11 protein-coding genes are annotated in these 14,868 nt (G+C 40.2%); 5 read left to right on the top strand and 6 right to left on the bottom strand.

All coding sequences use genetic code 11. The annotated features are described in order from the left end of the window. Positions 1–98 precede the first annotated feature (98 nt). The 3 genes from ABJF57_RS00240 to ABJF57_RS00230 all read left to right on the top strand — a co-directional run bounded on the left by ABJF57_RS00240 (position 99) and on the right by ABJF57_RS00230 (position 4,819). Positions 99–3,632: a PKD domain-containing protein gene (locus ABJF57_RS00240; RefSeq protein WP_462235631.1), complete on the top strand. Its 3,534-nt coding sequence runs from the start codon at positions 99–101 to the stop codon at positions 3,630–3,632. Positions 3,633–3,846: 214 nt separating this feature from the next. After that, the gene (locus tag ABJF57_RS00235; protein ID WP_420577315.1) at positions 3,847–4,338 is read left to right on the top strand and encodes an Lrp/AsnC family transcriptional regulator; all 492 of its coding nucleotides are present in this window, start codon (positions 3,847–3,849) and stop codon (positions 4,336–4,338) included. Further along, positions 4,331–4,819, top strand: a complete 489-nt coding sequence (locus ABJF57_RS00230; RefSeq protein ID WP_462235633.1) for a phosphoribosyltransferase family protein — start codon at positions 4,331–4,333, stop codon at positions 4,817–4,819. The genes ABJF57_RS00235 and ABJF57_RS00230 overlap by 8 nt, the downstream gene beginning before the upstream one ends. Positions 4,820–4,871: 52 nt before the next feature. Here the strand turns inward: ABJF57_RS00230 and ABJF57_RS00225 are convergent, their stop codons facing one another. Beyond that, complete coding sequence (locus ABJF57_RS00225; protein ID WP_462235635.1) at positions 4,872–6,407, bottom strand: anti-sigma factor; 1,536 nt, start codon at positions 6,405–6,407, stop codon at positions 4,872–4,874. A gap of 234 nt (positions 6,408–6,641) precedes the next feature. Between ABJF57_RS00225 and ABJF57_RS00220 the strand changes: the two genes are divergently transcribed. After that, positions 6,642–7,337: a response regulator transcription factor gene (locus tag ABJF57_RS00220; RefSeq protein ID WP_462235637.1), complete on the top strand. Its 696-nt coding sequence runs from the start codon at positions 6,642–6,644 to the stop codon at positions 7,335–7,337. Further along, positions 7,334–8,839, top strand: a complete 1,506-nt coding sequence (locus ABJF57_RS00215) for a sensor histidine kinase (RefSeq protein ID WP_462235639.1) — start codon at positions 7,334–7,336, stop codon at positions 8,837–8,839. Before ABJF57_RS00220 ends, ABJF57_RS00215 begins: the two co-directional genes overlap by 4 nt. Here the strand turns inward: ABJF57_RS00215 and ABJF57_RS00210 are convergent. From ABJF57_RS00210 to ABJF57_RS00190, 5 genes are all read right to left on the bottom strand, one after another. Continuing rightward, the gene (locus ABJF57_RS00210) at positions 8,836–9,879 is read right to left on the bottom strand and encodes a hypothetical protein (protein WP_462235641.1); all 1,044 of its coding nucleotides are present in this window, start codon (positions 9,877–9,879) and stop codon (positions 8,836–8,838) included. The genes ABJF57_RS00215 and ABJF57_RS00210 overlap by 4 nt on opposite strands. 11 nt (positions 9,880–9,890) lie before the next feature. Continuing rightward, positions 9,891–10,850: a bestrophin family protein gene (locus ABJF57_RS00205; protein ID WP_462235643.1), complete on the bottom strand. Its 960-nt coding sequence runs from the start codon at positions 10,848–10,850 to the stop codon at positions 9,891–9,893. Between the two features lies 1 nt (position 10,851). Beyond that, a complete protein-coding gene (locus ABJF57_RS00200; protein WP_462235644.1) occupies positions 10,852–11,925 on the bottom strand; it encodes a glycosyltransferase family protein in 1,074 nt (357 codons plus the stop codon). 112 nt (positions 11,926–12,037) lie between these two features. Beyond that, a complete protein-coding gene (locus ABJF57_RS00195) occupies positions 12,038–13,363 on the bottom strand; it encodes a sensor histidine kinase (RefSeq protein ID WP_462235646.1) in 1,326 nt (441 codons plus the stop codon). Positions 13,364–13,391: 28 nt separating this feature from the next. Beyond that, entirely contained in the window at positions 13,392–14,771 is a 1,380-nt protein-coding gene (locus ABJF57_RS00190) for a sigma-54-dependent transcriptional regulator (protein WP_462235647.1), read from the bottom strand. Positions 14,772–14,868 lie beyond the last annotated feature (97 nt).

The following is a 14,868-nucleotide window of genomic DNA, read 5'->3' as shown; positions in this document are numbered from 1 at the left end:
CTGGTGTTTTTATTTCAAATTGTTATTCATTCATCGAATTAAGTAGAATAATCAATATTATCCACCATACTTTTGAGTTAGTACGAGCAAAGAAATGAATGAATGTACTTAGGCCACTTACAATATTGATTTGCCTGTTTGGGAGTCTCAAATCAAATGCTCAATGCCCCACATCAAATTTTTCTATTGGATCTGATGGTTGTATTAATGAGAATATTGAAATTATCAATACAAGTACTCTTGCTAACCAGTATAATTGGAATTTTTGTGATGGTGAGCTGTCTTTTGTTTCAAATGTATCGAACATTTACAATGTAACCGAGGGATCAGCTCTACGTGACCTAGTAGCTTTTGAAGATGATTCAGGAGTCACAATAATTTTTCTTCTAGCTCAAAATAACGCATTAGTAAGAATGGTTTATCCTGAAGGGATTCTTGGGATAAGAGAGGTAACTAGCTTTGGTGACATTGATGGAGCTTTGTCCAATCCCAGAGGATTAGCTAAAGTTAATAATGAGCTTATTATTGGCGACAATACAGGAAATATATCAAGAATTGAGTTTGGGGGTGGATTTACTGGTGACATCACAAATACAAGTTCAATTCTAGGTTACACCTCGGATCTTTCTGGTATGAGAGGTATCGATTTATTGGAATTTGGAGGAGAGATGATTCTTTATGTCGTAGGTGTAGGCTCCAATAATAAAGATATCGTCGTTTTAGAATATAATACAGATTTTTCTACTCTGTCAGCTGAGTCCGCTATTTCAATTGCTGGAGCTCATGGATTGACATCTATCTCATTTATAAGGGACTGTAGTGACTGGTACGGGCTTACAGCAGGCTTTTTATCAGGAGTTTACAAACTTGATTTTGGAAATGACCCCAGGACATTAGATAGTTTCGAAAATATTTCAGGGATAAGTATTCCATTGGTTGGAGATTTTTACTGGAGTAATAATACTTATTATTCATACATGGTAAATGATGCTGGAAATTTATTTAGATTGGATTTTGGCGGTGATTTGTCAGACATTGGACTCACATCGATTTCAGATCTAGGTAATTTTTCTTTCAGTTTTCCTAGCTCCCAAGCCTTATCAATTTTTTATGAAGGTTCATCTCCATATATGGTACTTTCAAGTTTGAATACACGTAACATTTCGCTTGTTGAGTTTGAAGATTTTTGCTCAGGAACAAGCACTGAAGAAAATCCAGTTACTACTTTCAATAATTCAGGGACTTTTAATATAGCCTTGGAAAGTACAGATTCCGATGGCAACATATCTCGACTTTCCAAACCCATTACTATTTCTTCAAACATTGCTCCATCAGCTCCATTTAGTGTAAACGAAAATAGTTGTTTATCAAATGCTTTGAGCTTTATGACAACTAATGCAGGCCTTACAACCTATTCATGGGATTTTGATGGAGATGGAATCGAGGATAGTGCTATGGAGAATCCGGACCCCTTCAATTATTCGACTGCCGGCACTTATTCCGTCCGATTAGACGTTTCAGATGGAACCTGCGATAATTTCTTCGAGCAAGAGATCACCATTTATGATCCACCCCCCGCACCAGCCTATACATTCACCTCACCAAGGACGTGCATAAATGCAGATTTTACGTTTACCAATACCACTGTAGATGCAGGCTACTCTGGACCACTACAATACCTCTGGGAATTCATCGATGAGCCGTCCGGTAACGTTGTAGCTACTGCCGATACCAAAGATGCAGTTTATGCTTTCCTAACGGCTGGACAAAAGACCGTGCGACTCACTTCCAGCATTCCCGGGTGTGCGGAAGTGATCGAGCAAACCCTGATGATCACCCCAGGCCCCACAGCAAACTTCTTTGCAGCTTCTGTTTGTCAAAGCGAAGCAATGCAGTTTACGAATACAAGTACCGATGCTACATCCTACAGTTGGGATTTTGGGGATGGATTCATGTCTTCGGCAACCAATCCAACGCATATTTTTTCTGGAGCGGGTAATTTCAATGTGATCTTGACTGCAATTGACGCTGAAGGGTGTGAGGATACCGAGGTGATAGAAGTAGCCATCTCTGATAGTCCGCAGATTACGTTTGATTTTGATGTTCCTTGCACGTCTTCAGATGGGACACAATTTTTTGACCTTACCACAGTAGATAATGCAGATTTGGTCTCATGGACGTGGTTTGTTGACGATCTGGAGGTATCTACGGCGCAAAGCCCCCAAATAGTATTTGCAACGGCTGGCGTAAAAAACATTCGTCTGGATGTGCAAAGTTCCAATGGTTGTGAGTCGTCATACAGCGAAGACATAGAGGTGCTTGCTTCTCCAGTTCCAGATTTTAATATCAGTCTCGGATGCCAAGGAGAAGGATCAACATTTACAGATAATACAACTTCGACAGGGAATTCGATCGTCTCATGGTTGTGGACAGTCGATGGAGTTAACTATGGTACTCAAGATATTAATCATGTTTTCTCTGATGCAGGAACCTATGATGTGACCCTTGAAGTAACGGGACAAAATTTTTGCTCCGAGACCATTACCAAATCTGTAGAAATCATTGCACTTCCGGAAGTTGTCTTCTCAGTAGTAGGAGCGTGTGACAATCAAATTATTAGCGCAACAGACCAATCGATGAACTCTGTGGACCCAGTGGTTAGCCGAAGATGGATGTTAGATGGTTCAAATGTGGGAAATGGTTCACAACTGCTGCTGTCAAATTTGGCAGACAACACCTACGAGTTGGCTTTGGAACTGGAAACACAAGCTGGATGTATCATCAGTTCTTCGCAGGTGCTACAAATAAATAATGCACCAGAGTCGTCGTTCACAAGTTCGAGGACATATGGTATTCCTGAAGATAGACTGACGTTCACAAATACCTCTGTTGGTGGAATATCGTACCAATGGCTACTTGATGGAGAGCTTAGGAGTACGGATTCGCAAACCGAAAGCATCACATTCACCACAGCAGGGACATACAATTTGAGCTTGGTGACGCAAAATAGCCTTGGATGCAACGATACCACGACGCAAGAAATCTTAATAGCTATCCCAGAAGTAGATTTAGCAATTGGAAACTTTGAACTTGTGAGAGAGAATAATACCGGGAGGATATTTCTTGAGGTCCAAAATTTAAGCAACCTTCCAGTTGAAATAACGGAGGCGGAAATCACATTAGAAAACACATTTACAATTAGTGAGCAGATTTTAGAATTTATTGATGTTGGAGGGTCTAGTCTTGTAAGTCTTAATGTAGGTATTCCGCTGGAAGTGTCAGAACCTTCCTATTTCTGTGTCAGATTATTCTCTCAGTATACCAACTATGCTGATATTCAGCCAATAAATAATGAAAAGTGTATCACCATTGAGCCGATTATACAGCTGGAGGATCCATTTCCTAACCCGGTTACTGATCAATTTAGACTCAAATTGATCGTCAATGAAAATAGCACGGTTAGCATAGCACTGTTCAATTCTGCAGGCAAAATGGAGCTCAGTCAAATGCGAAATGTGTCAGAAGGGCTCAATAATTTCTTCGTGGATATGAGCACATTCAATCCTGGAATTTACTACGTCATCGTCGAGACACTTGGCGTTACTCATAAAAGGAAAATCATCAAACTTTAACCTGATTCTTTAGGGTCTTGTGTCAAATAATTGTTAAAGGTTCGTAGTTTATTTGAACGGTTACCAGAATTTTTATTAATCCTATTAAATTTGGAACAAATAAAATTTCGTCATTCACTAGTTTGATGAAAACTACCAAAACTCAAGAATAGAAAATTTGTCATATGAATACTGACTTATCCAGATTCATATTGACTACTAACCCTACATGCATATGAAAATACAATCATCGCGTATTAAGCTGGACAAGATTGATCGTAAGATTCTTGACATTTTACAGTCAAATGCAAAAATCACCAACGCACAATTGTCTAAGGACATTGGGTTGTCACCAGCACCGACACTGGAACGTGTAAAGAAGCTGGAAACATCAGGTATTATAAAAAGCTATCATGCGAAGCTTGACACAGATAAAGTGGGTTTAGGAGTACACACATTTGTTCAAGTGTCACTCAAAGGCCATAACAAGAAAAATATTGATGCCTTCATTAACGAGATCAATGCAATTCCTGAAGTTATCGAGTGTCACCATATTACAGGATCAGGTGATTTTATTTTAAAAATCATTTCCAGTGATATTCAGTCGTACCAAAAGTTGATGCTTGAAAAGGTATCGGAGATTGAGGTGGTTGATGGCTTGCAATCCATGATAATACTCTCTACTTTCAAGGACAGCAAAGTAATGCCTGTACCTGAAAATGAGTGATAATCAAATTTTATCTCAATCTAAGGTTGATCAGATCATCCGTAGAATCGCGTATCAGATTTATGAAAACAACATGAATGATGAGGTGGTGCTCGTTGGAGTTGATGCTGGTGGAAGAAAGCTGGCAGATCAATTAAATGACACCTTAGGAGAAATTTCAGGTAAAGAATCTATTTGTCATACCATTTCGCTCGATAAGAAAAATCCGCTTAATAAGGACATTCTCATTGATGGAGATGCTTCAGATTTGAAGAACAAAAACGTCATTTTATGTGATGACGTACTGAACAGTGGAAGAACTTTGGCCTACAGTCTTACGAAATTGCTCACCTTAAAAGTGAAAAAAGTAGAAACTGCCGTTTTAGTACTTAGAACACATGGCAGGTTTCCTATTTATGCCAATTATAAAGGGTATGAGTTGTCCACTACTATCAAAGAACATGTAGAAGTCCGCATCGGTGACGGAGTTTATTTATCATAAAAAACCCCGACAAGAATTTGCCGGGGTTTCGCTTAGCAATCAAAAAATCACCTCATCTACTTACACTACCTGTTGGGAATGATCCCGATACGTTGTTATCAATGCTGTAAGGATTTCCAGAAAGTGAGGCTGGAATCATCCCTGCCAGAGGCTTTAAGGTGAAAGGAGCTGTGCTATTGTCCGGATACGGCTCAATGGAGATCACAGCAGTCTTTCCTCTCAAATCCGTTGGGAATGTCAATCCTGCAGGAGCATTGTTTAAAAAATCTTCTCCTGGAAAGCTAGGACCGCCATTTGCACCGCTGAACGGCGCTGCTTCATCTGCCGCAGCAGGGTCTGTAAATGTTCCGGTAGTCACAGGTGTGCCATCGATGACAACCCAACCCTCATACTTCCATCCAGCAGATAATTCTGGTAAATCCAGACCAGCGACAGCTGTACCTGAGCTATTGTCAAGGAACCAAATACCACTGAATTCTTCAGAGGGATCTCCTGTTCCTGTTGGAGTAGCTACAATGTACTTGCCCGTAGCACCTTCGAAGTTTGTTCCTACAGTTGAAGTAGCAAGGCTTGCAGTGTTTCCATCAAAATCTCCAGCAAGTATTTTAGTGTCTGCAGGAGCAGGATCACTGTCTTGCGCAGGCTCTATTGAAAGGACGAATTTTGTAGCTGAAGCCAAATCAGCTCCATTCACCTCGAAAGAAGTAGCAGAAGGTGTACCATTTGCATCAACAGTAAATGTGCCCGTTGAAACTGGCGAGCCTTCTACAATAATCCAACCTTCATACACAAAGTCATCTCCAAGATCTTCCAAACCTGTTAGGTTGACGCTCATGTCGGCCATCAAAGATCGATTCACTGTAAGTGAATTCGAAAGTGCATAAGTTCCGGTGACAAGATCAGAAACATTCATTCCAGCCTCTAGATTCATGTCTGTACCGTACCTCATGTACCAAATAAGGCAAACGCCTTCTCCTGCACCGTCAAAGTTATTCCCTTCAACCATTTCCAAAGTTCCAGGCAGACCAAGAATATTGTTCTGATCGTCTGTTATTACCCAAGTGCTGTTTACACCGACAGCCGTTGAATTATCTATCGCAATACCACTTACCATATCAGCAATTCCATCTGATACCGTGAAATTGAATGGACCTCCGGTGATTACTCCTGCATTCAAGGCATTTCTTGATACTTGAATAGAGTTAGACAGGGCAAAGTTTCCAGTAACATCATTGATGTCCCCGTTTTCAGCTAAGCCCTCTACATCACCTTCATACCTTGCATACCAGATAAAGCATTCGCCTACACCAGCACCATCAAAATTTACACCTTCAAGTGCTTCCATTGTTTCTGGCATACCGAGAATGGTTCCATCTGCTCCGGTAATTACCCAAGTGCTTCTGGATCCTACGGCTTCTGCATCGTTTACAGTAATTCCAGATACCATATCCGGCAATCCATCAACAGCAAATTCGAAAGGCCCGCCAGTAATCATACCTGCTGAGCTTTCGATGGTTGTGCCATCATCATCGCCGCAGCTCGTCAATATCAAACCTGCAGCCGCTAGCATTACAAATAATTTTTTCATTAGAGTTCTTTTTTGTTTGATACAAATCAATGCAACAGATATTGCGAAACGATCACGAGAGATTAACATTTTGAAAAGAAGCTAATTGATGATGTAAATATTTGTAAATCAGTAGTTTAAAAATTCTTCATCATTTACTTTCACCATTTTCATATGACGCCTTGCCTACCATTATCATGTTTTACTACCTGTTTGTGATACTTCTGTGATAAGTTTTCGTTTTTTTCGAATACGATGGCAAAAGTTTTGATAATAGAAGACGATCCTGAGATCATAGACCTCCTTGAGATCCACCTCAAAGACCTTTCATGCGATGTGATTAAGGCAATGGATGGGGGTACAGGTTTGGATATGGCAAAGCAAGAAAATCCGGATTTAATTATTCTGGATATTGCATTACCTGTCATGGATGGGATAGAAGTGTGTCAGAAAGTACGTATGCACCAGAATACACCAATCATCATGCTTACTGCTAAGTCTGAAGAAATTGATCGGGTATTGGGATTGGAAGTGGGCGCAGATGACTATATCACCAAACCTTTCAGTGTACGAGAGTTTATCGCGCGTGTAAAAGCCATATTTCGTAGAACGAAACTCATCAAGGAAAGCATCTCTAACGGAACTGCGAAGCTAGCTTTTGAGGGATTATCGATAGATATAGAAAAGAGAAAGGTGGAGGTAGGTGACAATCGCATAGAGCTTTCTCCAAAAGAGTTTGAGTTGCTTATACTAATGGCTTCTCATCCGGGCAAAAGCTACTCACGAAGTGACTTATTGAAATTGATTTGGGGCTATGATTTTGAAGGATACGAACACACAGTCAATTCGCATATCAATCGTCTAAGAGCTAAAATAGAGTCGGACATGACTCATCCTAAATACATACTTACTACGTGGGGTGTGGGGTACAAATTCAATGAAGAGCTATGAGCAAGGCAAGATTATTAACCAACCGTCTCATCAAAAAGATGGCTACTGTTTTCTTTTTGTTGGTGATACTTATGGGTGTCAGCTACATCTTTACTACACTATATTTTACGAATAAACATTTCGAAGAGCGGTCTCAGAAACTGAATGCAGAATTGGCCAATCATTTAATTGAAGAAAAATTTCAAGGCAACTCACCTTTCTTAGAAGACGGGAGTGTAAATAAGCCGCTTTTCGGTGACTTGATGCACGATATGATGGCCGTTAACCGTGGAATTGAAGTTTATTTGTTGAATACCAGAGGAGAGATTTTGTATTCTGTGGTGCTTAGCCATGACAACCCCAACGACCCGGCACGATTTGTAGATTTAGCTCCGATAGAGGAGTTCATTGAGTCACAGGGGCAGAAGTACATTTTGGGTGATGACCCAAGACAAACAGGAGGTAAGAAGATATTTTCCACTGCCAGGTTCAATCACAATGGACGCGAAGGTTATATCTACATTGTACTTGCAGGTCAAGAAATAGACAAGGTTTCATCCACTTTATTTTCCAGCTATTTTATGAAACTTGGAATAGGGGCATCGATCATCACGATGGCATTTGTTCTCTTTCTTGGTTTGGTAAGCTTTTGGTTTCTGACTAAGAATCTTCGTTCCATTATCCATACGGTGAAAAGGTTTAGGGAAGGAGACTTAAACATTCGAATTGATGAAGCTGAGAAAACCGACCTCTCCATACTGGCTGTTAACTTCAATGAAATGGCTGATACCATTGAAAAAAACATGGATGAGATTAAATCTGTTGATGTGCTTCGCAGAGAACTCATCGCGAATGTGTCGCATGATTTGAGAACCCCACTAGCCATTATCAATGGCTATATAGAGACATTGCAGATTAAAAAACAGGATTTGAGCGAAGATGAGAAAGATAAATACCTGGATATTATTAAGGCGAGTTCAGAGAAATTAACCCGTCTTGTCTCGCAACTTTTCGAATATTCCAAACTTGAGGCCAAACAGGTGGAGCCGCTCAAAGAACCATTTGCTATGGCCGACCTGGCGATGGATTTAGTATCGAAGTATCAAGTATTGGGAGAGGAAAAGGACGTGAATATAGAATTGATAGCTGAGGAACAGGTGCCACTTGTATTCGCAGATATTAGCCTTGTAGAACGTGCGCTTCAAAACCTGCTGGATAATGCCTTAAAATTCACACCGAAAGGAGGGCGTGTGTCTTTACACGTTTCCGCAAATAGAGATCAGGTCAAAGTTGGAATATCTGATACCGGACCAGGAATAAATAAGAGCGATCAGTCGGTTATTTTTGATCGATACCGACAATCAAAGAAAAATTCGAACAGAGAAGGAGTGGGGCTTGGCTTGGCAATTGTGAAGAAAATTATGGAATTGCACAATACAACCATACAGGTAATAAGTACACCCAATGAAGGCAGTACCTTCGTATTTCATCTTCCTAAGTATAAACAGGTCGCTGGAGTTTAGTAATCCTTATATAAGTTTGGTTTCCTGGTAAGCATGAGTAAACTCACTTCTACCAAATCTCCCATGCATTCACAGGTAAGAAACTCTTCATCCTCGTAAAAATCAGCAAGTTCCTTTCGTAATCTTTTGATGTTTTCTGGTTTGGAAAGTTGATCTTTTTTCATCGCAGAAAGCAAATCATCCACTCGCTTTCCCTCCACTTTAAGCCGATTAGCAATGTTGGATCGTTCTTCCCGCTGATATTGCTTCACGGTTTCGGGGGTCATATGCTTAAGGCCTATCTGGATGATGGGGTTGTTTTGTGTATAATATTGTGGTAGATATATCGCGCGTCTGCCCTCATAAGATTGTTGATCAAAATCGATGGCCCTTAATCGATATTCAACATCTTCAAAATCCGGCGTGATATCTACAACAAAGTTGCTGCTGTGCATATCTCCAAGGAGTCTTACAAAACAGCGTTCGTTGAACTTAACAAATTCTTTTGCTAGTCGAATCTCATTTATGTTGGGATTGCCTAAATATTGCTTAATAAATAATTCCGCTGGAACTCCTACAATATGTTCCTCAATGAGTGTTTTTTCATTTACGACGTAGCTGATCTTATTCGGGGAGAGTAAGTGTTCAAGCTCCAATCCATAGATACGAGAAGCATCTGCATTCTTGATATAGAAATAGTCGAAGTTGTCATTGATTTGGTTAACTACCCGAACACGGAAGGGTTGCGTATTGCCATAGGCACAAAGGTCAACGCGATCAATGATCAAGTGATCCATCACTGATAGATCACCATCAGCTTTCATTATCGCATAAACTTTTTTCAAAGAGGCATTGATGTGCTCCATGTCACCCTGAGGAAAGAACACTGTTTCCCACAAGGTATCATTCCCTGATTTATCGTAAAGTGGAATGGAATTATCAAAGCGTAGAAGATCAGTATAATAAATGGGTAAACTTATTTCCCGATCATACTTCTTGATGTAGGCTCGAAGCGCATTGCTTATTGGAAATATTTCTTTCTTCTTACTTATGATTGCCATTCTCGTTCAATCTAATCAAGATACTTTACACCAAACCTTCCTGTTTTGGGCTCTATTGGAGCAGGTATCGTGTCACTTTTAATCATTTCCAGCAAATCGATTTCTATGTTTCGGGTGATCGTAGTAATGGGAGTGTCAGCAGCTCGCCCTTCAAAAGGATCCTCCGTGACAGCTCCCGACTTTTCCAGAATGGTAAATACAAAAGAAATAGCAATTGACATTGGAATGGCACTCCAGCCCATTTCTGACACAAGTGTGAAGGGGAGGCATGTCACAAACAACCAGAGGAAGACCCCCGTGAAATAGTTATAGTAATAAGGAAAAATGGTGCCCTTTATCCGCTCCGCCATCCCTTGCAAGCTGTAAAATTCCTTGATTACATTGGTCAGTTCCATGTGTCGAAAATGCTCAATCATGTTTTCCTCGAAAGCATCTCGGAGACGTTCAGTTTGTTTGTGGAGCAACTGTGTTGGCTTGTTGTGAACCTTCCGAATTTGCTCAACTTCCTTCTTTGTGAGATATTTTTCCAAATCATCCCAATTGTTTTCCTTTCGGAGATGCATGATTAATGCGTAAAGCCAACCAATATGTCTGGTGATAAGCTCCTTCCTCCAAGCCAATACATGCTTATCCTTCACTTTTTCTTCGGAGAAATAGCTGGATGAAAATGTACATATCATCACACCAAAAGTTCTGCTGGCATTCACTATTCCTCCCCAAACTTTGCGAGCCTCCCACCAGCGATCGTATGCGCTGTTATTTCTGAATCCAAGAAAAATGGCCAATGCCCCGCCGAGAATGGTTACTGGCACTACTGGAAGTGTAATTGGTTCAAAATCAAATATTTCGCCAAATTCATATTGAAATACAGCCACTATCGAGATGAGTGTAAAGAGAATAATGTTTTTTCTATTGTAGAATGCGATCCCGAAGACCTGCTTGAATGGATTGTCAGAGTACTTTAATATCATTTTATGTTAACATTTCGAGAAACCTGGAATTTGAAGTTTCGCACCAGTCTCTAAATTTATCACCCACATCCTTATGTTGTGGCAGGTAGTTCAATAAAACTTCCAGGTTGAAAACTTCACTGGAAACCCCAGCCCCAGCTTTTTTAGCATCCAAAGCATTACAGGCTTGTTCATAGTGACCTTTGACCGGCACCATAAGGATGGGTTTGTCCATGTACATAGCTTCGCATACTGATTCAAATCCTGCAGTAGTGAGATAGCCCTTGCAGCTCCCCATCAATTGGATGAATTTCTCATCATCGAGCTGATGAAATGTCAGTGTTTTGTCAATTTCCAGCTCTTCAGGCGCGTCTTTTTTATCCCAAAAACAATGAATGGGAATGTCCGGATGGAGGTTGTGAAATGCTTTCACTTCCTCAGAATAACCATGATTGACCATATAGACAAGGAAATGATTGCCTTCTGATGTTTGAACAGATTTTGCTTTATCTCTTAAAAGTGGAGGTACCACAAAAAGTTTCTTACTCGGTTCGTCAGGCATTTCTTGAAATGAAAGCCCCAGGATTTTGTTAGCTCCATACGCTGCAAGTCTATTACCTGTCAGTAAAGAAGACTTGTCATAAAATCTTCCCTTTGGGAATTCGAAAGTAGAGTGATTAAGTAAAAATTGATGAGCAAGAGCAAAATGTTTGATTTTTGGTTTCTTTAGAAGAAAATAAAGACCTCCTAAAAAATCATAAAAATTGATGATGGCATCTGGTTTTTCCTTTTTAACAATGGTGTCAATCTGATTGACGCTGTTTAGAAATGTCCGGTATTTCCGCAGGTTGGTTGTGAGCGTTTTGTAGATATTGACTGATCTAGCGTCTTTATCAGTCACGAAATTGGGACTCTCCAATTGCGAAATTGGGCATGTAATCTGTTCTAGAAAAAATTTAGGGTGCTCTCGTCTATGACTCTTCCCGACTATGACGTGCGATATTTCATGTCCTTGTTCCCTTAAAATTTGGAACAATGAAATGGCTTGAGTCATGTGTCCTCTGCCTTCCCCCTGAACGATGAAAATGTATTTCATTTATTGGTGAAGTAGTAGGGATTTAGATGTAATGAAGTCTAAGCTCTCATTTGCCTAGCTATCAAACCTTCGTTTTTTGAACCCCAAATACTTAATTGCTTTAAACTGGTTACTATGAGGCAAACTTAAGTAGAAACTCAGTGCCTTCGCCAATTTGGGACTTTGCCGTTATGTTACCACCATGTTTTCTCATGATCTGTTTAGATAGACTGAGTCCAATGCCAGAGCCATTTTTCTTGGTAGTAAAGAATGGAATGAAAATCTTTTTAAGTGCTTCTTCTTCAATGCCTGTTCCATTATCCGCTACGGAGATGAATGCACCGCCACCATCGGTTGGCATAGCAGTAATGGTGAGTGATTTATTTTCCTTTTCGGCAGCAGCCAATGCCTGAATAGCATTTTTCACCACATTGATGATCACTTGCTCTATTTGCTCACGATCAATATTAACGGTGAGGTCTGGTTTTACAGAGCAATTGACCGTAATGTTGGATCGATCAGTGTCTGGCCTTAACAGCATGAGTACATGCTTGATCATATCTTCTACCTCGATTGGCGCGAGTGTGGGAAGTTTGATTCTGGTCATGTTTCTAAAGTCCGAAACAAACTTGATCAGACTTTCGCTCCGGTTATGAATGGTTTTCACAGAGAGGTAAAAATCCTCAATGGTATCGTCTGGTATTTCATTGATGTTCTTACCGTTTTTAAGAAATTCATCGAGCTCTGTTTCCACCGTGGCGGCCAATGATGAAATCGGCGTAACAGAATTCATGATCTCATGCGTAAGTACACGAATCAGATTTTGCCATGCCTCCATCTCTTTTTCTTCCAGTTCTGATTGAATGTTTTGAATTGATACAAGTTTAAATGCCTTACCAAGGAGCGACAACTCAATGGCGTATACAGCTAACTGAACCTCGTCATCATTCTTTGTTATTTTAATTAAATCACGACCACCTGTCTTCAGCTCGGTAAAAGAGGTCTGGAGGTTTGGGTATTCTCTCCCAATCTGTTTGATGTTTTTAATCATTTTGATGCCCAGAAGTTTCTTTGCGGCATTGTTCATGATTTGGACCTCACCAGCTACATCAAAGGTGACAATGCCAATACCGATATGCTGCACAATTGTGCGGAGGTATTGGTGTTGAGCCTCTTTGTCTGCTCTGATTTCACGAAACTTTCGCAAAATCTCATTGAATTCATGGTAAAGAAGATCTCTACTTGATCCAGACTTTTTCTCGGGATACGTATTAGTGAAATCGTCATAATGTATGCTTTCAAGAAAGTGGACAATCTCCCGATTTGATTTCTCAAGAAACTGATATAAATACCAGGCTTGAAATATGGTAAGACTGAAAACCAAAAATTTTGTAAAGAAGTAAGAGTCTGAGTAATACAGAGATGTAAATAAAAACATGGTGAGCAGGAGCAATATCATCCTGCCAATCAACTGAAATCTAAATGACTTATAAACCATGTTTTTCTAATCTTCTATATAATGATGCTCTAGTTAGTCCCAACTCCTTTGCAGCCTTAGAAATATTGCCTTCATACTTATTTACTACCTTCTGGATAGCCACTTTCTCCATATCATCCAGGTTATAAGAGTCTGGTTCTAGCGAAAGGTTGCTTTCTGGCTTCTGTGCAAGGAAGAAAAAATCTTCTGGCATCAATTGCTCATTCTCACTCATGATAATCGCACGTTCAATGGCGTGCTGCAATTCACGAATGTTTCCTGGCCAAGGGTACTTCTGCAGTTTTCCTACGGTGGAGGGTGCAACCCCCTGGATGTTTTTTCGATACTTGCCGGCGTACATTTTCACAAAATGATTTGCCAATTCCTCCATGTCTTCCATTCGTTCACGAAGAGGAGGAAGTTGAATCTCAACTGTATTGATTCTGTAGAGTAAATCCTGTCGGAAAGTGTTTTCGTTAACCATTTCGTAAACAGGCATATTCGTAGCACTGATCAGCCGTATATCCACAGGTACCTCCTGATTGCTGCCTATTCGCGTTACTTTCCTGTTTTGAATGGCCGTCAATAGTTTGGACTGAAGCGGTTGACTGAGATTCCCTATTTCATCTAAGAAAAGCGTTCCACCAGAGGCAACCTCAAAGCGTCCGGCCCGGTCTTCTTTAGCATCTGTAAACGACCCTTTCTTATGTCCAAACAATTCACTTTCGAAAAGTGACTCAGTAATTGCTCCCATATCCACCCCAATGAACGGCATGTCTTTTCTGAGAGACTTTTGATGTATGGCTCTGGCTATTAATTCTTTACCTGTTCCGTTCTCACCTAAAATCAAAACATTAGCATCGGTCGCCGCAACTTTATCAATGAGCTTAAAAACTTTCTTTATTGCATCACTTTCACCAATGATGTCTTTGAACGCTTTGCTGCTGTCTGCTTGTAACGTTTTGCTGGTTTGCTTTAGCTGTGAAACCTCTTTATAGCTTTTCTTTAGTCTGGAGGCACTGGAAAGAGTTGCCAGAAGCTTTTCATTTTGCCATGGCTTGAGCACAAAATCAGTTGCTCCAGCTTTGAGAGCTTGAACAGCCATTTCTACATCACCAAATGCGGTGATTAAAATTACTACGGCCTGTGGATCCTTTTCCAAAATTTGCTCCAACCAATAAAATCCTTCCTTACCACTCGTGGTATCCTGACTGTAATTCATGTCCAGAAGTATGACATCAAAGCTGTCATTGTTGAGAAGAAATGGGATTTTTCTGGGGTCTTTCTCAATAACGACTTCCTTGATGTGCTTTTTCAATAGCATTTTGGCTGCTAAAAGCACATCTTCATCATCATCTATTATCAGTATTTTATTTATTTCTTCGTCCACGGATTTGATTTTAATGTGATTATTAATGGCTACAACTGTGCCAAGACTTTAAAATGTCCACAGTGTAGTTTAAAAGCTAAATGTAATGAAATAAATG

The sequence above is a fragment of the Ekhidna sp. genome, from assembly GCF_039940915.1.
Classification (GTDB): domain Bacteria; phylum Bacteroidota; class Bacteroidia; order Cytophagales; family Cyclobacteriaceae; genus Ekhidna.
This window is presented reverse-complemented; position numbering and strand designations above follow the sequence as displayed.